Source organism: Cardiobacteriaceae bacterium TAE3-ERU3 (genome assembly GCA_019218315.1).
Taxonomy (GTDB): Bacteria; Pseudomonadota; Gammaproteobacteria; order Cardiobacteriales; family Cardiobacteriaceae; genus JAHUUI01.
In genome coordinates this window covers 485,814-510,927 of sequence record JAHUUI010000002.1, presented here as the reverse complement: position 1 = coordinate 510,927, position 25,114 = coordinate 485,814, and the positions used below count along the sequence as shown (strand labels likewise).

The 25,114-nt window shown below is 49.9% G+C and carries 24 protein-coding genes; 18 read left to right on the top strand and 6 right to left on the bottom strand.

Translation table 11 applies throughout. The features are described from left to right. The first annotated feature begins 39 nt into the window (after positions 1-39). Genes KRX19_05920 through KRX19_05910 form a run of 3 tightly spaced genes read left to right on the top strand, consistent with a single transcriptional unit; the run spans position 40 to position 2,916 of the window. Positions 40-1,593 carry a sugar ABC transporter ATP-binding protein gene (locus tag KRX19_05920; GenBank protein MBV7434562.1) on the top strand — a complete coding sequence of 518 codons (1,554 nt, stop codon included), beginning with the start codon at positions 40-42 and terminating at the stop codon, positions 1,591-1,593. Then, positions 1,590-2,567 (top strand): ABC transporter permease, encoded by a 978-nt coding sequence (locus KRX19_05915; protein MBV7434561.1) that lies wholly within the window; start codon positions 1,590-1,592, stop codon positions 2,565-2,567. Before KRX19_05920 ends, KRX19_05915 begins: the two co-directional genes overlap by 4 nt. Before the next feature lie 13 nt (positions 2,568-2,580). Continuing rightward, positions 2,581-2,916: an L-rhamnose mutarotase gene (locus KRX19_05910; protein MBV7434560.1), complete on the top strand. Its 336-nt coding sequence runs from the start codon at positions 2,581-2,583 to the stop codon at positions 2,914-2,916. 70 nt (positions 2,917-2,986) lie between these two features. On the opposite strand, the gene KRX19_05905 is transcribed toward KRX19_05910, so the two are convergent. From KRX19_05905 to KRX19_05885, 5 genes are all read right to left on the bottom strand, one after another. Further along, positions 2,987-3,457, bottom strand: coding sequence for an invasion associated locus B family protein (locus KRX19_05905; protein ID MBV7434559.1), 471 nt, complete (start codon positions 3,455-3,457; stop codon positions 2,987-2,989). A 105-nt stretch (positions 3,458-3,562) separates the two neighbouring features. Continuing rightward, positions 3,563-4,747: a 5-demethoxyubiquinol-8 5-hydroxylase UbiM gene (gene ubiM, locus KRX19_05900; protein ID MBV7434558.1), complete on the bottom strand. Its 1,185-nt coding sequence runs from the start codon at positions 4,745-4,747 to the stop codon at positions 3,563-3,565. A 101-nt stretch (positions 4,748-4,848) separates the two neighbouring features. Then, positions 4,849-6,276, bottom strand: coding sequence for a GNAT family N-acetyltransferase (locus KRX19_05895; GenBank protein ID MBV7434557.1), 1,428 nt, complete (start codon positions 6,274-6,276; stop codon positions 4,849-4,851). Further along, complete coding sequence (aroC, locus tag KRX19_05890; GenBank protein MBV7434556.1) at positions 6,251-7,321, bottom strand: chorismate synthase; 1,071 nt, start codon at positions 7,319-7,321, stop codon at positions 6,251-6,253. The genes KRX19_05895 and aroC overlap by 26 nt, the downstream gene beginning before the upstream one ends. Positions 7,322-7,323: 2 nt before the next feature. After that, positions 7,324-7,863: an adenylate kinase gene (locus tag KRX19_05885; GenBank protein MBV7434555.1), complete on the bottom strand. Its 540-nt coding sequence runs from the start codon at positions 7,861-7,863 to the stop codon at positions 7,324-7,326. 186 nt (positions 7,864-8,049) lie between these two features. Here KRX19_05885 and gcvH point away from each other — a divergent pair, with 186 nt between their 5' ends. From gcvH to tadA, 3 genes are all read left to right on the top strand, one after another. Continuing rightward, the gene (gene gcvH / locus KRX19_05880) at positions 8,050-8,412 is read left to right on the top strand and encodes a glycine cleavage system protein GcvH (protein ID MBV7434554.1); all 363 of its coding nucleotides are present in this window, start codon (positions 8,050-8,052) and stop codon (positions 8,410-8,412) included. A 52-nt stretch (positions 8,413-8,464) separates the two neighbouring features. Further along, positions 8,465-11,326, top strand: coding sequence for an aminomethyl-transferring glycine dehydrogenase (gene gcvP, locus KRX19_05875; GenBank protein ID MBV7434553.1), 2,862 nt, complete (start codon positions 8,465-8,467; stop codon positions 11,324-11,326). A gap of 154 nt (positions 11,327-11,480) precedes the next feature. Then, entirely contained in the window at positions 11,481-11,972 is a 492-nt protein-coding gene (gene tadA / locus KRX19_05870; GenBank protein ID MBV7434552.1) for a tRNA adenosine(34) deaminase TadA, read from the top strand. 90 nt (positions 11,973-12,062) lie between these two features. Here the strand turns inward: tadA and xth are convergent, their stop codons facing one another. Next, positions 12,063-12,833 carry an exodeoxyribonuclease III gene (xth, locus tag KRX19_05865; GenBank protein ID MBV7434551.1) on the bottom strand — a complete coding sequence of 257 codons (771 nt, stop codon included), beginning with the start codon at positions 12,831-12,833 and terminating at the stop codon, positions 12,063-12,065. Positions 12,834-12,906: 73 nt separating this feature from the next. On the opposite strand from xth, the gene KRX19_05860 reads away from it, so the two are divergent. From KRX19_05860 to KRX19_05805, 12 genes are all read left to right on the top strand, one after another. Next, on the top strand, positions 12,907-13,632 hold the full coding sequence (locus tag KRX19_05860) for a 16S rRNA (uracil(1498)-N(3))-methyltransferase (protein ID MBV7434550.1): 726 nt from the start codon (positions 12,907-12,909) through the stop codon (positions 13,630-13,632). Then, positions 13,629-15,392, top strand: a complete 1,764-nt coding sequence (locus KRX19_05855; GenBank protein MBV7434549.1) for a hypothetical protein — start codon at positions 13,629-13,631, stop codon at positions 15,390-15,392. The genes KRX19_05860 and KRX19_05855 overlap by 4 nt, the downstream gene beginning before the upstream one ends. A gap of 148 nt (positions 15,393-15,540) precedes the next feature. Continuing rightward, entirely contained in the window at positions 15,541-16,968 is a 1,428-nt protein-coding gene (locus KRX19_05850; protein MBV7434548.1) for a sigma-54 dependent transcriptional regulator, read from the top strand. A gap of 101 nt (positions 16,969-17,069) precedes the next feature. Continuing rightward, the gene (gene murB / locus KRX19_05845; protein ID MBV7434547.1) at positions 17,070-18,065 is read left to right on the top strand and encodes a UDP-N-acetylmuramate dehydrogenase; all 996 of its coding nucleotides are present in this window, start codon (positions 17,070-17,072) and stop codon (positions 18,063-18,065) included. Beyond that, positions 18,058-18,708, top strand: coding sequence for an HAD family phosphatase (locus tag KRX19_05840; protein ID MBV7434546.1), 651 nt, complete (start codon positions 18,058-18,060; stop codon positions 18,706-18,708). Before murB ends, KRX19_05840 begins: the two co-directional genes overlap by 8 nt. Next, positions 18,705-19,076 carry a DUF971 domain-containing protein gene (locus KRX19_05835; protein MBV7434545.1) on the top strand — a complete coding sequence of 124 codons (372 nt, stop codon included), beginning with the start codon at positions 18,705-18,707 and terminating at the stop codon, positions 19,074-19,076. Before KRX19_05840 ends, KRX19_05835 begins: the two co-directional genes overlap by 4 nt. After that, positions 19,077-19,841 carry a bifunctional demethylmenaquinone methyltransferase/2-methoxy-6-polyprenyl-1,4-benzoquinol methylase UbiE gene (gene ubiE, locus KRX19_05830; protein MBV7434544.1) on the top strand — a complete coding sequence of 255 codons (765 nt, stop codon included), beginning with the start codon at positions 19,077-19,079 and terminating at the stop codon, positions 19,839-19,841. 3 nt (positions 19,842-19,844) lie between these two features. Continuing rightward, positions 19,845-20,447, top strand: a complete 603-nt coding sequence (locus tag KRX19_05825; GenBank protein MBV7434543.1) for an SCP2 sterol-binding domain-containing protein — start codon at positions 19,845-19,847, stop codon at positions 20,445-20,447. 3 nt (positions 20,448-20,450) lie between these two features. Beyond that, a complete protein-coding gene (gene ubiB, locus KRX19_05820) occupies positions 20,451-22,061 on the top strand; it encodes a ubiquinone biosynthesis regulatory protein kinase UbiB (GenBank protein ID MBV7434542.1) in 1,611 nt (536 codons plus the stop codon). After that, positions 22,058-23,188 carry a PatB family C-S lyase gene (locus KRX19_05815; protein ID MBV7434541.1) on the top strand — a complete coding sequence of 377 codons (1,131 nt, stop codon included), beginning with the start codon at positions 22,058-22,060 and terminating at the stop codon, positions 23,186-23,188. The genes ubiB and KRX19_05815 overlap by 4 nt, the downstream gene beginning before the upstream one ends. Next, positions 23,181-24,092 (top strand): ABC transporter ATP-binding protein, encoded by a 912-nt coding sequence (locus KRX19_05810; protein ID MBV7434540.1) that lies wholly within the window; start codon positions 23,181-23,183, stop codon positions 24,090-24,092. The genes KRX19_05815 and KRX19_05810 overlap by 8 nt, the downstream gene beginning before the upstream one ends. Before the next feature lie 103 nt (positions 24,093-24,195). Beyond that, complete coding sequence (locus tag KRX19_05805) at positions 24,196-24,486, top strand: RNA-binding protein (GenBank protein ID MBV7434539.1); 291 nt, start codon at positions 24,196-24,198, stop codon at positions 24,484-24,486. Positions 24,487-25,114: the final 628 nt, after the last annotated feature.

Sequence of the window (25,114 nt, the reverse complement as noted above, 5' to 3'; positions counted from 1 at the left end):
CGCGGAATCAACAAGGATAATCAAGACCGTGGAGGGCGAGTGAACGAAATCAAAACAGCCGAAACGCCACTGGTAGAAGTGCGCAACGTGACCAAGCGCTATGGTCGTACCGTGGCACTCAATGATGTGGGCATTAAAATCACTGCAGGCCGTACCCATGCACTGGTCGGACGTAATGGTGCCGGCAAATCGACGCTGGTATCGATCATGACCGGTTTGCAGCCGCCTGACAGTGGCGAAGTATTCTTTAACGGGCAACCGGCGCCAGCACCAGGCGATCTGGCCGCGTGGCGACAGCACGTCGCCTGCGTGTATCAGTATTCGACGATCATGCGCAATATGAGTGTGGCGGAAAACCTGCTCATGAACCGTCAGGATCTCGGTAAGAAATTCATCGACTGGGGCGCACTGCACCGCAAAGCACAAGATATTCTCGACGAATGGAATATTCCGGTAGACGTGCGTATGGAAGCCGGATTGCTCGACGTGGAAAATCGCCAGCTGGTTGAAATTGCGCGCTCGCTCAGCTTTGGCGCACGTTTCATCATTCTCGATGAGCCAACTGCGATGCTCGATGGCAAAGCTATTCTGCGCCTGTTTGACCGCATGCAGGCGCTGCAAAAGCAGGGCGTGACATTTATGTTCATCTCGCATCACCTTTCGGAAGTCTATGACGTGTGTCAGGACGTCACCGTGTACCGCGATGCCAAGCACATCCTTACCGCACCGGTCGAAGAACTCGATCAGCGCGCGATGATTGAAGCGATGACCGGCGAGCGCTACGTCGACAAGCAATACGAAACGCGCCAGCTTTCTGACGAAACCACACTCGACATCCGCAACCTCTCGCACCAGTACCGCTTCAAGGATATTTCCTTGCGTATCCGCAAGGGTGAAATGGTCGGGCTGGCTGGCTCTGGTGGGTGCGGTAAAGTTGGGCTGGCAGAAACGATTGTTGGTTTGCAGCCATCTACGGGCGGTGAAATTCGCCTCAATGGTGAGACTTATGCCGGTCATAACGTCCGTGCCGCACTCGATGCCGGCATTGGCTTCGTGCCGCAAGACCGTCACCACGAAGGCTTTGTGCCGGATATGAGCATTGCCGAAAACGCGAGTATGGCGATGTGGCCAAAGCTCGGCAAAGGCGGCTTGCTCAATCGCAGCCGGATCAGCGGCCTCGCCAAGGATTGGATTGCCAAGCTCGACGTCAAGACTTACGGCCCTGATCAACCAGTAATCGGCTTGTCCGGCGGCAATCAGCAGAAAGTGGTGCAGGCGCGTGCGATGGCAAATCACCCCGATTTATTGGTGATGATTTCGCCGACCGCCGGTGTGGACATCAAAAGTAAAGAAACGCTGCTCGACTGCGTGCAGCAAACCAGTGAAACAGAGCAAACCTCTGTTCTGATTGTATCCGATGAACTTGACGACCTGCGCGGCTGTGACCGCGTGCTGGTCATGTATCACGGTGCAATCACCCATGAATTCCCCTTGGGATGGCAGGACGAAGACCTGATTGCAGCGATGGAAGGGCTGTATGAAGGGGACGGATATCGCTATCAATATCAGGTTAAACAGGAGGCATCAATATGAGTCAAAAACAGGTAATTCACTGGGCAAGTCTGCGCGATTTCGTCCTGATTCCCCCCATCTTGCTGATCATGTTGATCGGTTACCTCACAACCGACAATTTCATGACTTGGGGTATCCTCAAGATTCCAATCGAGCAATCGACACAAATTGGTATTCTGGTACTAGCGGAAGCGATGGTGCTGATTATCGGGCGCATGGATTTGTCGCTTGAATCAACATTTGGCCTCGCACCGGCAGCAGCAGTGTGGATGACAGTCGGCGCAACCATGACTTCCACTGGCGGCTTCTTGCCCGATGCACTGGCATTACCAGCGGGTATTCTCGTTGGTGCGACAGTTGGCTTGCTCAATGCACTGCTCATCGTCAAATTCCGCTTGAACGGTTTTATCGTCACCCTCGGTATGCTCACCGCATTGCGTGGTCTGCAAACCTTTATCACCGGCGGTTCGAGCCTCTACCAATTGCCCGAGCAATTTCAGACATTGGCAGGCTTCGGCTTCCTCGGTATGTCGCTGAGCTTCTGGGTATTCGTATTTACCGGCATCATTTTGATTCTGTTCATGCGCTATATGCGTGCCGGTCGCTCACTGTATGCGATTGGCGGCAATGCTGATGCGGCGCGTGCAGCGGGTATCCGCGTTAATCTGCTGGTGACCGGTGTCCTGGTCTTTGCCAGTGTACTCGCGGCGATTGCCGGTATTCTCTACACCACGCAATACGCTTCGGTTGGTCAGGCGCAAGGTTCGGGCTATATCTTCACCGTCTTCGCTGCATGTGTTATTGGCGGGGTATCACTGAACGGTGGCCGTGGCTCGATCTTCGGCGCACTGACCGGTATCTTGCTGCTCAAGTTTATTGACCAGCTGCTGCGTTCACTGCAAGTACCCGGCACAGTGATTGAGCTGATCACCGGTACATTTATCCTCGTAGCGCTGATCATCTCGCGTATCGCCTCGGGTAAACCACAAGACTAAGTAGGAGTAAGCCATGCAATACATACTCTTTCTTGACCTGAAAGATGACCCAAAGCTGATTGAGGCTTACGAAGCGCATCATCGCAACGTGTGGCCGGAAGTGATTGCCCACATTCGCGACTGCGGCATTGAAGAGATGAAAATCTACCGCCGCGGTAATCGCCTCGTGATGCTGATGGAGGTGAACGACCAGTTCACCTTCGCGGCAATGGATGAAAAGCTCGCCGAGCGCCCGAAAATACAGGAATGGGAAGAGCTGATGAGTACATTCCAGCAGCCATTGCCGGAAGCACTCGACGGCGAAAAATGGCTACCGGCCGAGCTGATTTTTGACTTGGCTGATGCATAGGTATTTAAGAAGTATATGACCATAAAAAACCCGGCTTAAAGCCGGGTTTTTTGCATCTTAATTAAAGCGATTACAGTGCATTGATTGCAGCAGTAACGCCTTTAAGTGAAAAGCCCATGGTTTGTTGCTTATCACCAACAAAAGCTGCTACCTGTAGTGCGCCACCAGCCTTGATTTTTGCGACTGAATCCGGGTCGAGTGGTACTGCTGCATTACAGCCACCATCAGTACAGAAATCATAAGGAACGACGCCAAGTTCTTTGCCGTCGATGGCAAATGCCATACCAGCGCGCAAGTTAACGCCAAGTGGTACAGTCACGAACAGGGTTGGAGCGTTGTCTGCTTCAGGTACTTTACGGATGAGGATTTGCCCGACTGGCTGGCCTTTGTCGTTATCTACAGTTTGTACGACGCCGCATTCATTTCCTTGGCATGTGCCTTCCCAATCGCCAAATTTTTGGCCGTCAGAAACTTTGGCTGAGGCTGAGAGGCTGATTGCAGCCAAGCTGGCAATTGTAAGCGCCTTTAATGTTGTTTTCATGGTTTCTCCTGATTGAAAACGTAAAAATGATAGTGGCTCTTATTCTAGCAATTTTAATGGTGATGCTAAAGAAAAGTAGATGAACGCTTTGCCACGATCATGTGCCTAGCCGGTAAGTTGGCGGGTAATGAGCGTTTTGAGTGGAGGTAGGCGGTTTGAGACGCGCAAGATACCGTCGCGGAGAAATCTTGCGGGGCGCGTCTCACGGGTAAACAGTTTTACGATGGCGTTGGTGCCGTGGTAGAGCAAGCGGGTGTTTTTCATGTGCTCGAGGTTATAGCGGCGTAGCATTTCAGCGCTGCCGATGTCTTTGCCTTGGCCGGCTTGGCGCAGGATAAGGCGTGAAAGAATCGCTTGGCTTTGTAGGCCGAGGTTGAAGCCGTGCGCGGTTACTGGGTGCATACCACAGGCTGCGTCTCCAATCAGTGCGCAGCGTGGTGAGAAAAAGCGGCGTGCGTGTACGCCCATCAGCGGGTAGTCATGAATGGTACTGGCGAGCTTCATATTGCCAAAGCGGTGGCTGACTTGCTCAGTGACGAAATTGGCGAGTTGCTCATCATTCATGGCTTTGAGTTCGCCAACGCGGCTGCTGTCGATGGTGATGACGCAGTTGGTCATGTGGTCGGTGAGTGGTAGCAGGGCGAGAGTCGAGCCGTAGAAGAAGCACTCAAAAGCGGTGTGGTCATTGCTGATGGTGTGTTCAAGGCGGAACACCATGACGGTACGGCCGAAGTCGTGCATGTCAGTTGGAATACCCATGGCGCGGCGTATGAATGAAAAGCGGCTGTCTGCAGCGACGATCAATTCGGCACTGAGTTCCGTGCCATCATCAAGCGTAATTGTGGCTTGCTCAGCGCCACCATTGGCATCAGTGACGCGGCGATTGAGATACCAAGTCAGGTTGTCTTGCTGTTGGCAAGCTTCGTAGGCACCTTTGCGAATTAAGTGATTCGATACCAAATAGCCAAGCGTTTCGATTGGCTCTTTGCTGGTATTGGTTGCTGGGAGCGGGAAGTGCAGCTGATACGGGGAATCACCGTTAACGACAGATGCTTCGCGTAGATTATAGATTTCATCTTCAGGAAAGTGCTGCCAAATATCGAGTGCTTGCAAGGTGTCTTTTGAGGGATGGGTGAGTGCGATTTCGCGGCCATCAAAAGGTGGGTTGGCGAGTGTCTCCGCATCGTGATTGTCAATCACCGCGATATTGAGGCCACTTTTTGCCATTGAGCGGCAAAAGCTCAAGCCAGCCGGGCCAGCGCCGACAACGATGAGGTCGTATTGCGTCATGATGTATCTCCTGAGATATATACGCAAAATTTTAGCATGTTTCGGCGGGTGACGCGGTTTCCGATCATGCATTAGCGCCAAGCATTTGTTTGCTCTGTTGTTCAGCAGCGAATATTGAGGCTGGTTGGGCCTTGTTGATGGCTGCGGTGCTTATTGGCACGGTATATTTCGCTAAAGCCTTGTGACGACCAGAAAGCGGCGAGCTCATTATTGTGTGCGTAACTGACGCCGAGTGTGTGAGGGAGTGATTGGCTAGCAGTTTGAATCAGTGCGGCGGCGATACCTTGGCGACGTATGGCTGGGTGGGTGGCGATACGCTGGATACGCGCCAGAGTGTGCTCGGCATAATCAGGGTGCTGTGTGTGGCGCAGTAGTTGCTGCATCAGCAGGCGGCCCTGTGGTCGGCGCTCACCACTGATGATTGGTTGGATCAGCTCACTTGGTAGTGGTGTTTCCAAAACAATATGCAAAACACCGATGACCAATTGGCTGGACTTGGCGATCCACAGATACTGATCGGGCAAGTCAAGCAATCGCTTGAGGTCAGCAGGTGTATTGCGGTAGTGCGCTCGCCATAACAGGGCGATGATTTGCCGCAGTAGTGGTTCGCTGTGCATTAACTGGCTGCGTTTGACCGCTTCAATGGTGATTTCCTCGGCGGTGATGTGTTCAGCAATAGGCTGATGTAATAAAAATGCTGCCTCGGTAAACTGTTCGAGAGGGTCAAAGGCGCTGTAGCGGTGTGCTTCGCTTAGCTCATGGATTGTAATATGGCGCTGCGGCAGACATTGCAGGCGCAGGCGTTGGCCGTGGCCTTCATAGCCGTCGGTAGTGGCTGCGAGGCTGTGCTGTGGATATAAATCAAGCAATGCGTTTAATTGTGCAATGGGAATGGCGCTGGCTTCATCAATAATTAGGTAGTCCGCGTCAGGATGGCGGTAAAGTGCGTCATCGGGCGGCAAAAAAGTGAATGGTGTGTGTTGTGCGGCTGCTGTCAATGCACGGATGTTGTCGCGGTATGGCGCAATGACCAATATGTTTGTTATGCCTTGGCTATGTAGCCAGTGAATTTTTTGCCCCAGCCATGTTGATTTACCGCGTCCTCGACGGCCAATGATGGCTTGTGGTGCGAGGGTAAATTTAGGTGGTGGGCTATGGTCGGTATATTCCCAGCCTGAAGTTTTGGCGCTAATCAGATGGCGTAAACGCTGATTGAAATTTTGTTTGCAAGTCAGTGGGTCGCGGCCATAATCAAGCGCGCGGATGTGGTCGGGATCGCCGTTGGGGTAGTCTTCTGGTAAATGCAGTAGAACGTCGCCACCTGCTTCGATGGTGCCGAGCATGGCGGCAAAAGCGTTGGGGTGTAGCCCGTCGCTGGCGTCCCAGTAGAGCTGCTGGTGGCTGCGCCCGAGATGGCGGCGGTAGTCCTTGATAAGGAGGTCACGACCAAAGACGCTGCTGATGGGGAGATCAGCAGCAGTGATCAGGTGGATGTGTCGTGAATTAGCCGATGCGTCCGTTTTGTCCACGTTGGCGCAGGTAGTGGTCGGCAAGGGTCAGCGCAGCCATGGCTTCGACGATTGGGCAAGCACGCAGGGCGACGCAAGGATCGTGGCGACCTTTGGTGACGAGCTCGACATCCTGACCGTGAATATCGGTGGTTTGACCTGGAACGAGAATGCTGGAAGTGGGCTTGAAGGCAATTTTTGCCGTGATTGGTTGTCCACTACTGATGCCGCCGAGAATACCGCCGGCATGGTTGCTCAAAAAGCCGGCATCGGTGCGGCGTTCGTCGCGGTGCTCACTGCCTCTTTGAGTGATGACGTCAAAGCCGTCGCCAATCGCCACGCCTTTGACCGCGTTGATGCTCATCAGTGCCTTGGCAAGCTCAGCATCAAGGCGGTCAAATACGGGTTCACCAAGGCCGACGGGTACGTTTTCCGCAACGAGTGTTATCTCAGCGCCGATCGAGTCACCGGATTTACGGATGTCGTACAGATAGCGCTCAAGTGTGGGTACTTGTTCTGCGTTGGGGCATTGGAATGGGTTTTCTTGCACCTGCGCCCAATCTTCAAAGTGCAGCTTGTGTTCGCCAATTTGTGAGACGTAGCTGCGAATACGCACGCCCGTAAGTTGGTCGAGAACAGCTTTGGCAATTGCACCACCGGCAACGCGGATTGCGGTTTCACGCGCAGATGAACGTCCACCGCCGCGATAGTCGCGAATGCCGTATTTGTGTTGGTAGGTGAAGTCGGCATGGCCGGGGCGAAATTGATCTTTGATTTTGCCGTAGTCCTGCGAGCGTTGATCGTTGTTGCGGATCAGCAGGCCAATTGGCGTACCGGTGGTTTGGCCTTCAAAGACGCCGGAAAGAATTTCCACGCAATCACTTTCCTGACGCGGTGTGACGTGGCGCGAGGTGCCGGGCTTGCGCCGATCAAGCTCGCGCTGCACCATTTCAGTATCCAGCCTGATACCCGATGGGCATCCGTCCAGCGTACCGCCGATTGCTACGCCGTGGCTTTCGCCAAAGGTGGAAAGGATCAGGTTTTGCCCAAAGCTGTTGCCGCTCATATTTAGCCGTCGATGGCTTGCTTGATGCGTGCGGTGATGTCGGCGAGTTCGCCAGTGCCATCAACCGAATGCAGCTTGCCTTGCTTTTGGTAGTACTCGATTAGTGGCTTGGTTTGCTTGCTGAATACTTCAAGGCGGTTGCGGATGGTTTCTTCGTTGTCGTCGCTGCGGCCGCGCTCAAGCATGCGTGAGACGATTTCTTCGTCTGCTACTTGCAGCTCAATGACGTGGTCAATTTGTTCGCCGCGTTCTTCGAGCAGCTTATCAAGTGCTTCAGCTTGAGCGATGGTGCGTGGGAAGCCGTCAAACAGCCCACCTTGCTCACCGAGGCGCTTTTCGATCATACCGATGACGATGTCGTCGCTGACCAGCTGACCTGCATCCATGATTTGCTTTGCCGCTTTGCCGAGTTCGCTTTGCTGGGCAATTTCGCTGCGCAACATGTCGCCAGTGGCGAGGTGTTGGAGGTTGTAGCCTTCGATCAAACGAGCTGATTGTGTGCCTTTGCCGGAGCCGGGTGCCCCAAGTATGATGATATTCATGGTATTCCTTGTTTAACGACAAAATAACGGAGAAGGGTATCATGCCAGCGACAGGTGAACAATATGAGCAACGATATACATGCCTGCGTGAGTATTATTTATGTATGAAAATAACACTGGCGTAAAGAGCTTTGTTAAAATGGGTCACTGGATAATATTAATCAATGGCTATCTTCAGGAGTCGCAATGAAAAAGTTTACGCAAGACCACGAATGGATTGAAGTGATTGATGGCGTGGGTACAGTGGGCATCACTGACCATGCGCAATCAGAGCTTGGTGATATTGTTTTTGTCGAATTGCCGGAAGTTGGTGCTGAAGTCAGTACTGGCGATGAAGCAGCAGTGATTGAGTCAGTTAAAGCGGCCGGTGAAGTGAAAAGCCCGGTCAGTGGTGAAGTGGTCGAAGTTAATGAAGCGTTGGTCGATGCGCCAGCCGGTGTTAATGATGATCCAGAAGGCAACGGTTGGGTATATAAGATCCGCCTGAGCGATGAAGCTGAGCTCGATGAGCTGATGGACGAAGACGCTTATCAGGATTTCATTAGCTGATTGTCTGTTTAGTATGTTTTGAGCCGCACTAGTCCCAATTCCAGCATCCGGAATGGGCAGTGCGGCTTTTTATTTGGAGAGGTATTTCATGAGTACGAATTTTGCGCGCCGCCATATCGGCCCTTCATCAGAGTCACGCCAGAAAATGCTGGATAGCTTGGGCTTTACTTCATTAGACGAGTTTGTCGATGCGGTGATACCGAGTGATATTCGCCGCGACCAAGGCATGTCGATCGGTGAAGGCTTGAGCGAGACCGAGGCACTGGCGCGCTTGCGTGCGATGGCGGAAAAGAACAAGGTTTACCGTTCGCTGATCGGTCGTGGTTATTACGATTGCCATGTGCCGAATGTGATCGCGCGCAACGTACTTGAAAACCCTGCGTGGTACACCGCTTATACGCCATATCAGCCGGAAATCTCTCAAGGGCGCCTGGAAGCATTGCTCAATTTCCAGACCATGGTCAGTGACCTCACCGGCATGGAAATTGCCAACGCATCCTTGCTCGATGAGGCAACTGCGGCAGCTGAAGCGATGCTGCTTGCCCAGCGCGTGAGCAAGGCTAAAAACAATACCTTTATCGTCGATTGCCGCGTGCACCCACAGACGTTGGCGGTAATCAAGACGCGCGCTAAATTGCTCGATATTGAAGTGGTCGTGCGCGATTGTCGTGAAGCATTGGATGGTGAATATTTTGGTGTACTGGTGCAATATCCGGATACCGAAGGCGCCCTTGATGACTGGAAAGCATTGAGCGAAACTGTACACGCGCAAAAAGCCGCGCTGTGTGTGGCGAGTGACTTGCTTGCCCTGACGTTGCTCACGCCGCCAGGCGAGTGGGGCGCGGATATCGTCATCGGCAACTCGCAGCGCTTTGGTGTGCCACTTGGCTTTGGCGGTCCACATGCGGCATTCATGGCAACGCGTGAAGCATTCAAGCGCAGTATGCCTGGGCGTTTGGTCGGTGTATCGGTCGATAGTCATGGTAAGCCAGCTTATCGCTTGGCCTTGCAAACCCGCGAGCAACACATTCGCCGTGAAAAAGCGACCAGTAACGTCTGTACCGCGCAAGCATTACTGGCAGTGATGGCTGGCTGTTATGCGGTGTACCACGGACCAGAAGGGTTGCGCAGCATTGCGCGCCGTGTGCATGACTTGACCGCATCCCTTGCGGCAAGCCTTGCTTCGGCTGGTATTGAGCCATTGCATCAGCAATTCTTTGATACGCTGACCTTGCGCTTTGCTGACAAGACAGCAGCAGATCAGGTCGTTGCCCGTGCTGTGGCGCAGGGCTATAACCTGTGCCGTGTCGATGAACAGACAATTTCCCTGTCATTGGATGAGCGCAGTAATCAAGCGGAAGTTGCCGAATTACTGGCGATCATCACCGGTAAGGATGGTCTGCAAACAGAAGAAGGTGATTGCACGTGGCCGGAAGCACTGAAACGCAGCAGCGATTTTCTCACTCACCCGGTATTCCACGCGCACCGCAGCGAAACCGAAATGATGCGCTATCTGCGCCGACTTGCCGATTTTGACCTTGCGCTTGATCGCACCATGATTCCGCTGGGTTCTTGCACCATGAAGCTCAATGCTGCCAGTGAAATGGTGCCATTGTCATGGCCGGAATTCAGCAATATTCATCCGTTCGCGCCAGCTGATCAGACTACTGGTTACCGCGAGATGTTCGCCGACCTTGAGGCGATGCTCGCCGACGCAACCGGTTATGCCGCAGTATCACTACAGCCCAATTCGGGCGCGAGTGGCGAGTATGCCGGTTTGCTGGCGATTCTCGCCTATCACAAAAGTCGTGGCGACGAGCAGCGCAATGTGTGCCTGATTCCGTCGTCTGCGCATGGTACCAATCCGGCTTCGGCAGCGATGGCGGGCATGAAAGTGGTGATTGTCGCTTGCGATCAGCACGGCAACGTCGATATGGATGATCTGGTCAAGAAAGTCGATCAGCACCGCGATGCGCTGGCAGCGATCATGATTACTTATCCGTCAACGCACGGTGTATTCGAACATCACGTACGCAAAGTGTGCGAAGTGGTGCACGAAGCAGGCGGGCAGGTCTATCTTGACGGCGCCAACCTCAATGCCATGGTTGGCTTGTGTGCGCCGGGGCAGTTTGGTTCGGACGTATCGCACCTCAACTTGCACAAGACCTTCGCCATTCCGCATGGCGGCGGCGGCCCAGGTGTCGGCCCGATCGGTGTTGGTGCACATTTGGCAGAATTTTTGCCATCGCATGAGCTGGTCGATATGGGCGATATGAATGGGGCGCAAGTCAGTGCTGCACCGTGGGGCAGTGCACTGGTCACAACCATTTCATGGATGTATATGCGCATGATGGGTGCTGATGGTTTGCGTGACGCGTCATCGATGGCGCTGCTCAATGCCAATTACATTGCCAAGCGCCTCAGTGAAGCGTACCAAGTGCTGTATACCGACAAAGATGGCCACGTTGCACACGAATGTATTCTCGATGTGCGTCCGTTTAAGGATGACGTTGGTATTTCGGTCGACGACATCGCCAAGCGCCTGATGGATTTTGGTTTCCACGCGCCGACCATGTCGTTCCCGGTACCCGGTACGCTGATGATCGAGCCGACCGAAAGTGAATCGCTGAGTGAGCTTGAGCGCTTCTGCACGGCGATGCTGACCATCCGCGAGGAAATTCGCAAGGTCGCTGATGGCGAGTGGACGCTTGAAGACAATCCGCTGGTTAATGCACCGCATACGCTCGCTGATCTCACCAGTGACTGGCAGCGCGGTTACGATCGCCAGACCGCTATTTTCCCGGTTGAAGGCATGAATCCGGCAAAATACTTCACGCCGGTTAACCGCATCGATAATGCCTATGGCGACCGTAATCTGATATGCAGTTGCCCGCCAATCGAAAATTATCAATAACCGAAAGTCTGAATGGACTACCATTTCATGGCTCTGTTATGCGATGGTAGCCGCTTCTGTCAAGTGGATTTTTTACTGCGCAACTTTTGCGCAGTTTGTTTTTTCCTGTCAGAACAAATAGCAAGCTGTCTTTCCCCAAAGTTTTCCACACCAAATGAGGATAACCTTTACCTTGAAACAACTGTACGATGATGAATACTGGATGCGTCAGGCTTTGGCACAGGCTGAGGCCGCTGCGGCAATGGGTGAGGTGCCGATTGGCGCGGTAGCGGTACACGATGGCGTATTGGTTGCTGCGGCGCATAATCGCACAATTACCGACCATGATCCGTCTGCACACGCGGAAGTAATGACCTTGCGCCGCCTAGGGCAAGCGTTAGGTAATCACCGCATGAATGGCGTGCGTGTTTATGTAACCTTGGAGCCGTGTGTGATGTGCATTGGGGCGCTGGTTCAGGCACGCGTGGCGAGTATCGTCTTTGGTGCTTATGATCAGCGTGCGGGTGCTTGCGGTAGCGCCTTTGATCTCGCACGTGCACCACAGCACAATCATCATTTTGACGAAATAAAAGGCGGCGTACTCGAAGAGCCGTGCCGCCAATTGTTACAAGACTTCTTCCGTGCGCGCAGGCGCAAGGCCAAGTAATATAGTGGGACTCCAGAAAAACGGTTACAGCACATATTTTTTATTTTTTGGTTACCCTGTGACCGTTTTTCTGGAATTGGACTGTAAGGCTTAAGCGCTGACCGTCACCCACGCTGGTGCGTGATCAGATGGGCGTTCTTGCTTACGTGGTTCGATGTGGATTCCGGCATCCTTGACGCTGAGTGCGTTACTGGTCAGAGTCAGATCAATGCGCAGGCCGAGGTTGCGGCGCAATCCGCCCATGCGGTAATCCCACCAGCTGAAGGTTTGTTGCTCGGGATATTGGCCGCGGAAGGCGTCCGTGAAGCCGAGCGCGAGTAGCTTTTCCAGTGCGCTGCGCTCTGGTTCGGAGCAGAGAATTTTGCCCGCCCATGCTTCGGGGTCGTGAACGTCGAGATCAGCAGGGGCGATGTTGAAGTCGCCGATGATGACCAGTTTATCGTGGTCTTTGAGGATCTGTTCTGCATAGTCGTGCAGCTGTTCGAGCCAGCCGAGTTTATAAAGGTACTTTTCGTCACCAACTTTTTTGCCGTTGGGCACATAGAGATTGAGGATGCGTACGCCGTCAATTGTGCCGGCAATGGCGCGTGCTTGTGGGTCTTCGATACCTGGAAAGCCACAGACGACATTTTCGAGTGGTTGTTTGCTGATTAGTGCAACACCGTTATAAGTCTTTTGGCCGTAGGCGACGATGTGCCATCCTGCGTCGATGAAATCCTGTGTGCGTACTGCGTCAGTGGTTTGCTTGAGTTCTTGCAAGCCGAGGACATCGGGCTGGTATTCTTCAAGATAGGCGAGGACTTGTTCTTGGCGAACGTTGAGTGAATTGACGTTCCAGCTGGTGATGGTGAGGTCTTTCATGGCGTTTATTCTGGTTCGGGTTAAAATGCCGCTATTCTAATCGCCGTCAGGGTGTAATACAAAAGGAGTGGCTGTGCGTACAATCAGAATTTATACCTCACAGGATTTATCACCCGGGCAATCGGTTTTGCTCGATGAAGACGCACATCGCCATGTGGTGAAGGTGTTGCGTATGCGTGAGGGTGACGGGTTGGCGCTGTTTAATGGTGACGGCAGTGAATACGATGCGCAGATTATTCGTGCGGATAAAAAAAACCTTGAAGTAGAGATTCTTAAAGCGCAGGCGGTCGAGCGCGAGTCTGAGCTCAATGTGACCCTGTGCGTCGCTTTGCTCAAGGGTGAGGCGATGGATTTTGCGGTGCAGAAGTCGGTCGAGCTGGGCGTGAAGCGTATTGTGCCGTTTGATTGCGCACGTGCCGAGCGGCGCTTGAGTGGCGAACGGGCAGCAAAAAGAATGCAGCACTGGCAAAAGATTATTATCTCGGCAGCACAACAATGCGGCCGTACACACTTGCCGGAGCTGGTTGAGCCGCAAGATTTTATCGATGTACTCAATGAGCAAGCTGACCTGAGGTTGCTGCTTAGCCCGCATCACGATCAATTACGCACGCTGCCACCGCGCCCTGATTCGGTGGCGTTGCTGATTGGCCCGGAAGGGGGCTTTGAAGGGCAGGAAGTGGATGCGGCAATTGCTGCCGGCTGGCAAGCTTTGCAACTCGGGCCGCGAATATTGCGTGCTGATACAGCAGTGGTGACGGCGCTTGCCGTGATGCAGGCACAATATGGAGATTTACTGTGACGCATACGCTAGAACAACGTCTACGCCGCTTGTCAGTTTATCAGCCTGACGATATCGACGATATTGTTCATGCGGAAAGTAACTTCTATCGCAATCGTGTTGCAGTATTAATCAACTTCGTGCGCTTAATGGGGTTGGCGATATTTCTGTTTGTTGTATTCCCTCTTAATAAAGATGGGAATATTACAGTTGTACAGCAGGTTGCGACTAGTAATGGTCGATACATCTTTTTGGTTGCAGTCTATCTTATTGCGATGATTGTGATGTTGTACTTGTTGGCTTACCACAGGCGCCATTCATGGCTACTGATCGTCAATGCATTTGTCGATGCCGTTTTACTTTTTACGATTATCATTTCAGTACAGATACAGCAAGGTATGGATCCTTTGCCAGTTTTGTTTATGGTATCAGTGATGGCATCTGTATTAACGCTTAATGCTGTTCAAAGTATGTTATTTGGTGTGTTTTGCGCCGTACCAGTGATTATTTTTATTAGCTTTTATAATATGGAGCTGCAGACTAATCTTTTGTCTTTGCTAAAAAATGAGGGTGTGTACGATGGAATGTGGAGTTTGTTTCATGGGTTCTCCTCAGATGACATTAGCCATACCTTGACCATTGCCACTCTATTTAGTAGCGCGATTGTTTTGCTTGGCTATTTTTCTGCTAAAGCACAAGAAAATACAATTCGTGCGCGTATCAATCAGTATTTCGTTAATAATCTATACAAACTCAATGAATCGATTATTGAGGAGATGGGTAGTGGTTTAATGGTGGTTAATTCTAATGGGCTGGTTGTAAGCTTGAATCGAAAAGCGCGTGAAATGCTTGCATTGGATGATTTGACAGGCTCTTCTCTGTTACTTTCTGCGTTATCTCCAGCAATTAGCCGCCGTTTTCAAAAATGGTTGCATTTACAGGTCGATGAATATGAAATAGTGGAGTTAATATCAGGAAATTACAGCTTGAGTTTCATCTCGCTTGATCAGTCTCCTGATTCAGAATTAACACTGCTAATGATGGAAAACGTTGAGGTACATTATGAGCGTGTGCGTGAGACTCGCCTTGCTTCACTTGGCCGCCTGAGTGCAGGTATCGCTCATGAAATTCGCAATCCGCTCAGTGCAATTCAGCAAGCAGGACAATTGCTCGCTGAACATGCTAGCGGTGATACGTTGGCCAGTCGTCTGACAGAAAAAATTGAGCGTAATGGGCGAAGAATTAACGGCATTATCAGTGAGGTGATGCGCTTGTTTGACAATCAACCGCGTACGCCAGAGTTGTTTCCGCTCAATCCTTTTATAGAGCGGGTTCGTATGGAGGCTGAAGATTACAGTGAATTGGCGAATGTGGGTATCAGCCTTGATCTCGCCGCAACCAAAAACAGTGCGGTGATGTTTTCACCGGATGCGATGCGCGAAATCATCAGTAATCTTTTACTCAACGCACGCAAGCATAATCCTAATATTTTGTTGGCATTGCATCTCTCGACAAAAATCAGTGAGGATAAGCAAAGCATCTATCTCGATATCAGTGATAATGGCTGTGGTATTAGCGAAGAAGAGCGTGATAAAGTTTTTGAGCCTTTTTATTCCTTGCGTAATAGCACTGGGTTGGGCCTCTATTTGGTGCGTGAAATGTGTAATGCCAATCATGCGAGAATCATTTTGGTTAATCGTGGGCTGGGAGCATGCTTTCGCATCATTATGCGCAACTATCCGCTGACGACTGTACCTCTAATGAATAGGCTAGATACTTAATCTGGATGGTTAAATCTCCAGTAAGAGAAGTGATTTGCTGCTAAATATTCTGTCACTTGTTACACTGTAGTATGTATTTGGACATACAGCATGATTGTCGTCTAATTGTGATGATGGTCTCTCAAATTGTGCAAGGAAAGGCATATTTATGAGTGAAAGTATAAAAGCACTGATTATTGATGATGAACGTGATATTTGTGACTTGATTGAGATGAGTCTGCTCAACCAGCGGATTTTCTGCGATAGTGCATACAGCGTTCGTCAGGCATTGTCTAAGCTTAAGACCTGTGCTTACAGTTTTGTAATTTGTGATTTGAAATTGCCAGACGGCGATGGAATGGATGTCCTGCGCCATATACAAAAGCATTATCCAGAGTTGCCCGTGTGCATGATTACAGCACATGGCAGCATGGAGACGGCTATCGAAGCACTGCGCCTTGGTGCTTTTGATTTCATCAATAAGCCTTTGGAATTACAGCCGCTGCGCAATATGTGCACTGCTGCATTGAAGCTGGTCAATCAGGATGCGGATTTGCCTCCAGTAGTAGGTAAGGTACGAACCAAACAAGCTGAGACCAGTCAAATTCAGCTGATTGGGCAATCTGCAGCTATAGAAAATATTCGGAAGATGGCGGAGAAGGTATCTCGCTCCCAAGCACCGGTATATATCTATGGTGAGTCTGGAACAGGTAAAGAAGTTGTTGCTCGTCTTATTCACGATTTAAGCCCTCGTCACGACGGGAAATTTATCGCTGTAAACTGCGGCGCATTACCGGAAAATTTGGTAGAAAGTGAGTTTTTTGGCTATAAAAAAGGTGCATTTACCGGAGCTGATCGTGATCAGGATGGTTTATTCGTTGCGGCAAATGGCGGAACGCTGTTTCTCGATGAAATCGCTGATTTGCCTTTGGCGATGCAAGTAAAATTATTGCGAGTCATTCAGGAGCGTGCAGTACGCCCAGTCGGTGCATCGGAAGAGCAGAAAGTCGATGTGCGGATTGTTTCTGCATCACATAAAGACCTAAAACAAGCAGTAGCAGATGGGCTTTTTCGTGAAGATTTATTTTATCGCCTCAATGTCATTCAGCTGAGTATCCCACCTCTGCGTAAACGTAGTGAGGATATTCCACTATTGGTTGATTATTTGCTCGATCGATTATGCAGCAGGCATGGTTATGAAAAAATGACTATTGAAGACGGGGTGTATGCGAAGTTGAGTCAGCATCCGTTTAAAGGCAATGTCCGTGAGTTGGAAAATATGCTCGAGCGCGGTATCGCTTTTGCTGAAAATAACAAGATTGGCTGTGAAGACTTGTTTTTGGGCATACATGAGCCACATGATCAGCCAGAGACGCATTCTGATGAGCAGATAGTTAATGCACAAGAAAGTGGAGAACAAGAGGTGGAACAAAGTATTTTGCCAGCCGACCTTGAAACCCATTTGGCGCAAGTTGAACGCAAATTATTGCTTGATGCACTGAAAAGCTGTGATGGCAATAAAACTCAAGCAGCAGAACGCTTGGGCATTACCTTCCGCGCGATGCGCTATAAATTACAAAAGCTGGGTATTGACTGAATTTTATTGTGCGCTAAGGTAGCGGGCTATTGGCCTCAGTTGTAGGATTGGATATCCCAGTCTTTGCTATTGAGCAGTAATGAATTATAAGAGTTGTGCCAATGCAAATATTGAATAATGTGGATCTGGCTGCGTGGCATACATTGCGTGCGCAAGCACAAGCCAAACAACTGACTATCATAGAGACACCGGATGAACTGGCCGATACTGCACCTGAAAGCTTTGTGCTTGGTGGCGGCAGTAACGTTATTTTCGTTGGAGAAGTCGCGCGACCTATTGTGCATTTACGCCTGTTTGGGCGCGAAGTGATTGCCGAAGATGCGCAGCATGTTTATTTTTACGCAGCTGGCGGTGAAACTTGGCACGATGTAGTACGTGAATGTGCTGTATCTGGATGGTATGGGCTGGAAAACCTTGCTTTGATTCCCGGTACCGTTGGTGCCGCGCCGGTGCAAAATATCGGCGCGTATGGCGTTGAGGTGGCGCAGGTGATTGAGCGCGTCCATGTTTATGATCGCAAGCAGCACGAAGAGCGTACATTCACAGCTGATGATTGTGCTTTTGCTTATCGCCAAAGTCACTTTAAAGGCGCGTGGCGTGATCGCTATATCATTACCGGTGTGACGTTCCGCCTGGCAAAGAAAAGTAAGGCTATACTTGGTTACCCTGATCTGGCCGCTGTTTTGAATGATGATGCCGATCCAGAAGCCGTTTATAAAGCAGTCTGTGGTATCCGCCGTCGTAAGCTACCTGATCCGGCGCAGCTGCCCAACGCCGGCAGCTTTTTCCACAATCCTATTGTAAGTAGTGCCCAAGCTGAAGAACTTAAAGCGCGTTATCCTGTTTTGCCGGTTTATGCGCATGGCAGTGATGCGGCCAAAATTTCAGCGGGTTGGTGTATTGAGCAGTGCGGCTTTAAGGGGCTTTATCATGGCGCTGTTGGTATGTACGAAGGCCATGCTTTGGTGCTGGTCAATAAGGGCGGTACGGGTAAAGAAATTCTCACCTATGCAGCTGAAGTGCAGGCTGCAGTCAAAGCGAAGTTTGGCGTTGCGCTGCATATAGAACCGATTATTATTGGAGAAAATCATGACTGATATACAGGCTGTAGCTTTTGATAAGGATGGCACCTTATTCGATTCTGAGCGTCTTTATGCTGAGTCGTTGGTGATTACTTGCGACAAACTTGGTTATACCGTCACCGAAAAACAGCGCGAACAGTTTTTTGGCCTTGCCGCTGCTGATACCTTTGCATTGCTGGCCGAAGTGATTGGCCCTGCATTTGACCGTGACAAGATGATCACTATGTGGTTAAACCAGCGCGATAAGCTTATTGAAGAGCAAGGTGTGGCGATGATGCCTGGTGCAGAAAAAATGCTGCGTTATTGCCATGAGCAGGGCTATCCGATCGCATTGGTTACCTCTGACGACCACGATGGTGTATTACACGATTTTGGCCATGCAGATGAGGATTTATTTGGGCTGTTTTCAGTGGTGATTACGGTTGATAACGTCTCAAAGCCCAAACCTGATCCTGAGCCGTATTTACGTGCTGCGGCGTATCTTGGCGTAGCGCCGCAGAATATGCTGGTGGTTGAAGACTCAATCCATGGTGCTGAAGCGGCTTTGGCGGCTGGATGCCCATTGGCGATTTATCCATCAACACCGTTGCCAGACCATATTAGTAAAAAAGCGATTAAAATTTTGCAGCGTATCGATGATATCGAGGAATTTTTATGAGTACACAAGTACCTGACGAGTTGCGCTTGAGCAAAAACGGTGAAACTTTGGTTGCCGTCTTTGCTGGTGAGCTATTCCCGATGTCGGCCGAGTACCTGCGCGTGTGTTCGCCATCAGCGGAAGTACGCGGTCATGGCGGCGACTGGCAGACGATTGGCGGCAAGAAACAGGTAGTGATCCGTGATATTATGCCGGTCGGTCAATATGCGGTACGTTTGGTGTTCAGCGATGGGCACGATAGTGGCATTTACACTTGGGAAGTGTTGCATGATCTGGCGCATAACCAACAAACGTATTGGCATCAGTATTTACAGGCATTGCAAGCAAAAGGCAGTGCCCGGGACAATTCACCCTCAGAGGGGCATTAAATGAACGATAAAACCCATTTTGGCTACCAAACCATCGACGAAAAAGAAAAAAATGCACGCGTTGGGGCGGTTTTTGATTCTGTTGCCGGCAAGTACGATGTAATGAACGATGTGATGTCGTTTGGTGTGCATCGTTTATGGAAAGATTGGTATGTGTGGCAAACCGATGTCAAACCCGGTGAAACGGTGCTTGATCTTGCTGCTGGGACAGGCGACATCAGTATGCGGCTTGGTAAGAAAATGCGTGGCCGGGGGCATGGTGCGGATATTGAAGGCCAGTTGATTGTATCGGACATCAATGCGGAGATGCTCAGCCGTGGCCGTGAGCGCCTGATCAATAAAGGCTTTCATCACAACGTATCTTTCGTCCTCGCCAATGCCGAAGAATTACCCTTTGCCGATGACAGTATTGATTTGATTACCATGGCATTTGGTTTGCGCAATGTAACCCACCAAGATAAAGCATTAGCTGAAATGCATCGCGTACTCAAGCCGGGCGGCCGTGTGCTGGTGCTTGAGTTTTCACGCCCTCGTTCGCAGGCTGTTGGAAAGGCGTATGACTGGTATTCGTTTACTTTCTTGCCCAAAATGGGTGAGTGGATTGCCAAGGATAGCGACAGCTATCAGTATCTTGCCGAGTCCATCCGTATGCATCCTGATCAGGAAACTCTTGAAGGTATGTTCTACGACGCAGGCTTTATGCGCGCGACGTTCCAGAATATGAGCAACGGTATTGTCGCTATTCATAAGGCGGTAAAGGCCTGAGTTATGATCGATAAAATATTTGATGGCAGCTTGCTTGAAGCTTTGCTCAATCATGCTTTACAGTTTGATCCTGCCGCGCAGGAAAAACTTGCACCACTGGAAGGAAAAACCATTTCTGTAGCGCTTGATATGCGCGAGCAGCCTTGGGTATTACGCGTCAGTGGTGGCCGCTTTGTCTTTGAAGACGAGGCTTTGAGCAGCAATTGTGACGTGCGTTTACGTGGGACGATTGGTGGTTTTATGCGTCTATTTGATCAAAGTGGGCGCAGCCACGGAGTCAATGAAAAGCTTTATATTGAAGGCGATTTGCACAGCGCGCAACAGTTTCAGCGGGTCATGGCATCGCTCTCACCGGATTTTGATACGGTGCTGAAAAATCGCTTTGGCGAGCGCTTGGGCGGGATGCTTTCGGGTGCAATACAGCAACTTCGTAGTCAAGGTGAAAGTGCCAAGGCGGGAATTGAGTCACGCTTGCAAGCGTATTTTCAGGGTGAAGATGGCCAGTGTGCGACGCGTGAGCAATCCAATGCCCTACAGCAGCGCCTGAGTACGTTGCGTATGACGTTGGATCGATTGGATGCGCGAGTAAAGCGCTTGGAGTCTTGATTCATGTGGCGTTCTATCAGGCGTGTTTACGCAATTGTCACCGTATTGATCCGTTATCGCTTGGATGATTATTTGCCACGGCAGGGTATTTTCCGCTTTGTGCGTTGGGGTGTTTATTTGCATCCAGCCTATTATCGACGCGACGACATTGAGCGTTCTCTGGGGGAAAGACTGCGCTTGACGCTGGAAAGTCTTGGGCCAATTTTCGTTAAGCTTGGGCAGACACTTTCAACTCGTCCGGATTTGTTGCCGCCCGATGTTGTGATTGAACTGAGTCGTTTGCAAGACCGGGTTCCTCCATTCCCCGGTGATCAAGCACGAGTGATTGTAGAAGCGGCTCTGAATGAACCAATTGACACTATATTCAGCTCATTTGACGATCAAGCACTTGCCTCTGCTTCAGTGGCACAAGTTCATGCTGCTACATTACACAGTGGTGAGGATGTTGTGGTTAAAGTACTGCGTCCTGGTATTGAGCGTTTGGTTGCCAAGGATATTGGCTTGATGTACACCATTGCGCGACTTGCAGCCCGGACTCGGGATGGCAAGCGCCTACGCCCGGTAGAAGTGGTTCAAGAATTTGAAAATACCATTGCTAATGAGCTTGACCTAACTTATGAAGCAGCCAATGCCAGCCAGTTACGGGTAAATTTCAAGGATTCACCGTTGCTTTATGTGCCGGAAATTTACTGGCCGTATACACGCAGTCAAGTGATGGTGATGGAGCGTATCTATGCGGTCAATATTGCCGATGAAGCTACAATTAAAGCTGCAGATACCAACATGAAAGAGCTTGCTGAGCGTGGCGTGGAAATCTTTTTCACCCAAGTATTTCGCGACAGTTTTTTCCATGCAGATATGCACCCGGGTAATATTTTTGTTGACTTAAATGATCCCGATAAGCCGCAATATTGCGCCATTGATTTTGGCATTATGGGCTCATTAACTCCAGAAGATCAGCACTATCTTGCAGAAAACTTTTTAGCCTTTTTTAACCGTGATTATCGTCGTGTTGCAGAGCTGCACGTTGAATCCGGCTGGGTTCCGTCTACAACTAGAGTGACGGATTTTGAAGCAGCTATTCGTAAAGTATCCGAGCCAATCTTTGGTAAGCCGATTAAAGACATTTCGTTTGGAGTCTTTTTGCTTAGCCTGTTTCAAACGGCACGCCGCTTTGACATGGAAATACAGCCACAGCTGGTTTTACTACAAAAAACATTTTTCAACGTCGAGGGGTTGGGGCGGCGCCTCTATCCTGAACTCGATTTATGGACTACGGCTAAACCAGTACTTGAAGATTGGATGAAAGATCAAGTCGGGCCAAAAGCGATGCTCAAGCGTATGCGCTACAACGCCCACGATTACGCTAAGACACTGCCACAATTACCGCTGCTCACCGCTGATGCCATGCGTGCAGTGATTGACAGCAACCGCAACCATATTGCTCAGCGTAATTATCCACGTCAGCAATGGGGTATGCTCAGTGGTTCCGTATTATTGGCCAGTAGCACAGCGTTGGCGCTGTGGCGTGATCATTACCATTGGTGGCAATGGCTATTACTGATTGCACTTACCGTGCTGGGTATGCGATTGATATTCAAGAGGGAAAAATGATTAGATCGGTAGAACGAAAAGGCTCGGATTCAGTTAAATGGCAAAAATATGACGGTCAGGATGTTATTCCGCTGTGGATTGCCGACACAGATTTTGCCACTGATGATGGCATTCTCGATGCAATTCGTGCGCGTCTTGATCATGGCGTGCTTGGTTATGGGCACTTAACTGCTGATTTTAAGCAAGCAGTTATCGGGCATTTGCAGCAGCAATACGGCTGGGCTGTTGAGCCTGAATGGATTTGCCCAATTCCCGGTGTCGTACCAGGGCTGAATATTGCTCGAGCTGTTACCCTTGCACATGGTAAATCGGCCGCGGTGACTCTTTCTCCAACGTATCCTCATTTGCGCAAAAATCCACCGGTACTCAATTTTAAGCAACAATTTGCTGAAGCAATTGATGCTGATGGCGAGTGGAAGATAGATTTTTCGGCACTAGAGAATGCAGCTGATGACGAGACAGGATTATTGCTGTTTTGTCACCCTCATAACCCATTGGGCAAAGCGTACAGTCAAGAAGAGTTGCGCAAATTTGCTCAATTGGCCAAAGATAACGACTGGATTGTCTGTAGTGATGAAATTCATTGTGATCTCATTCTTGATGGCAGTCGTCATCAGCCATTTGCGATGCTTGATGATGATACATTGGCGCGCACAATTACCCTGATGGCACCGAGTAAAACCTACAATATTGCTGGCTTATCCTGTGCTTTTGCGATCATTGCCAATGATCAACTGCGCCAAGAATTTTGTACGCAATGTGCCGGATTGAATGGTGATGTGAATATTTTGGGCATGGTGGCTGCAACTGCGGCATTTAATCAAGGTGAAGCATGGCGTCAGGAAATGATTGCCACTTTAGCCAATAATGCAGAGCTGGTCTATCAGCGCATCAATGCGATGCCGTATTTGCGGATGAAGCCTATGCAGGCAACTTTCCTTGCATGGATTGATGCACGCGATTTGCCGGTTGAACACCCGCAGCGATTCTTTGAGCAAGCCGGCGTAGGTCTTGCTGATGGTGCTGATTACGGCTGGCCAGGTTATGTTCGCCTCAATTTTGGCTGTGACGCCAAGCTACTTGATCAGGCGCTTGAAAGAATGGAGCAGGCATTGGCTGATGTCTGAAGTAGCGCTGGAAATCCGCGGACTACGTAAAACCTACCGTGGAGGATTTGAAGCCGTTAAAAATATTGATTTGACCGTCAAGCAGGGCGATTTCTATGCCTTGCTTGGCCCTAATGGTGCCGGAAAATCTACTACGATTAGTATGATTACCTCATTGACGCGCAAAACCAGCGGTACAATCCGTATCTTTGAGCACGACATTGATGAGGATTTTTCTGCCGCAAAAAGCTGTATTGGCTTAGTGCCACAAGAATTCAACCTGAATGTATTTGAGCGTTGTATCGATGTGGTGCGAAATCAAGCAGGATTTTATAATTTGCCCAGTCATGAGGCGAAAGAGCGCGCGGAATTGTATTTAGAGCAGCTTGGCCTTGCCGATAAGCGAGAAGAACAGACGCGCAATCTTTCTGGCGGCATGAAAAGACGGCTGATGATTGCGCGGGCCATGGCTCATGAACCCAAGTTATTGATTCTTGACGAACCAACGGCGGGAGTCGATATTGAAATTCGTAGATCAATGTGGCACTTTTTGGAAAAGATCAACGACGAAGGCACAAGTATCATATTGACCACGCATTATTTAGAAGAGGCTGAGCAGCTTTGCCGCAGAATTGGCGTCATCAATCATGGCGAGATTGTATATGAAGGCGAAATGCGTAGTTTACTTGCTGGATTGGAGCAAGAAACATTCATTTTCGATATTAATATAATAAGTAATGCAATTGAACCAATAGCAGGGTATACTGTGAAGCAAGTTGATGCTGCTACTTTGGAAGTGAGCATAGCAAAAGGGCAAAGCCTGAACAGTTTGTTTAGTGAGTTAGACAAGCAGGGCATTGAAGTTCTTTCTATGCGTAATAAAGTAAATCGTTTGGAAGAACTTTTTATGCAACTTGTTGAGTAGAGTTATTTAGAATTTGCCAATAGGCAAGTTGCTGTCGTGGATCATGCGTTTTGGTTACGAGAGTATAGTTTAGTATGTAAACGCATGTTTTTGGAGAATGACCATGGTCAATATTTACGTCGGCAACCTCGCCTACAGTACCACTGAAGCGCAGTTGCGCGACATCTTTGCCGAGCATGGCGAAGTAGCCCGTGCCAGCATCGTCACTGATCGTGATACTGGCCGCTCAAAGGGTTTTGGATTTGTTGAAATGCCAGAAAAAGACGCAGCCAATAAAGCAATCGAAGCTTGCAATGGCCTCGAGCTTGGTGGCCGTTCACTACGTGTTAATGAAGCTCGTCCTCGTGAAGAGCGTCCTGCGCGTAGCCAAGGCGGCTACAACAATCGCTACTAAGTTTTAGCGACTGTAAAAAAGCCCGACGTGCTCAGCACGACGGGCTTTTTTTATGCTTGATACCAATAAAGTGCTAGTGTAAAAACTATTTTATTTGGTTTTGTGGATAAATAGGGCGTTGCTATCCGTATGAACAAATGACGTGTTAGATAATTTTGCCAAATAGAGCCAATGACCTTCAGGTAAATGATCTGTGTATATCTGATTCATCCATAGCGTGTATTTACCTTAAAAGTTTTTGAGCAAATGTTAAGTTCAATACATTCCACAGGTGCAATATCAGGTCTTTTTTCTTACAATGGCTCCTTTGTTTTTATCCAGGCGAATCTATGCCCGTTTCAGATCATCAAAATTGGCTCCACCATCTGCGTCGTGGTATCACGGACTTATGGTTTATATTGTCGGTTGTTATTGCCATTGCACTGCTTGTCATTTTATTAGACTACCATTCAAGCGATCCTGGTTGGAGCGCGTCCGGTGCGGGTGAAACTCAGCATATGCTGGGTACGGCTGGTGCTTATGTGGCTGATACGTTGTTGTCCTTATTTGGCTATACTGCTTATCTGATTCCTGTCGGGTTATTTATGATGGGTTGGCAAAGTGTCCGCCGTGCGCATCTAGATGCTGA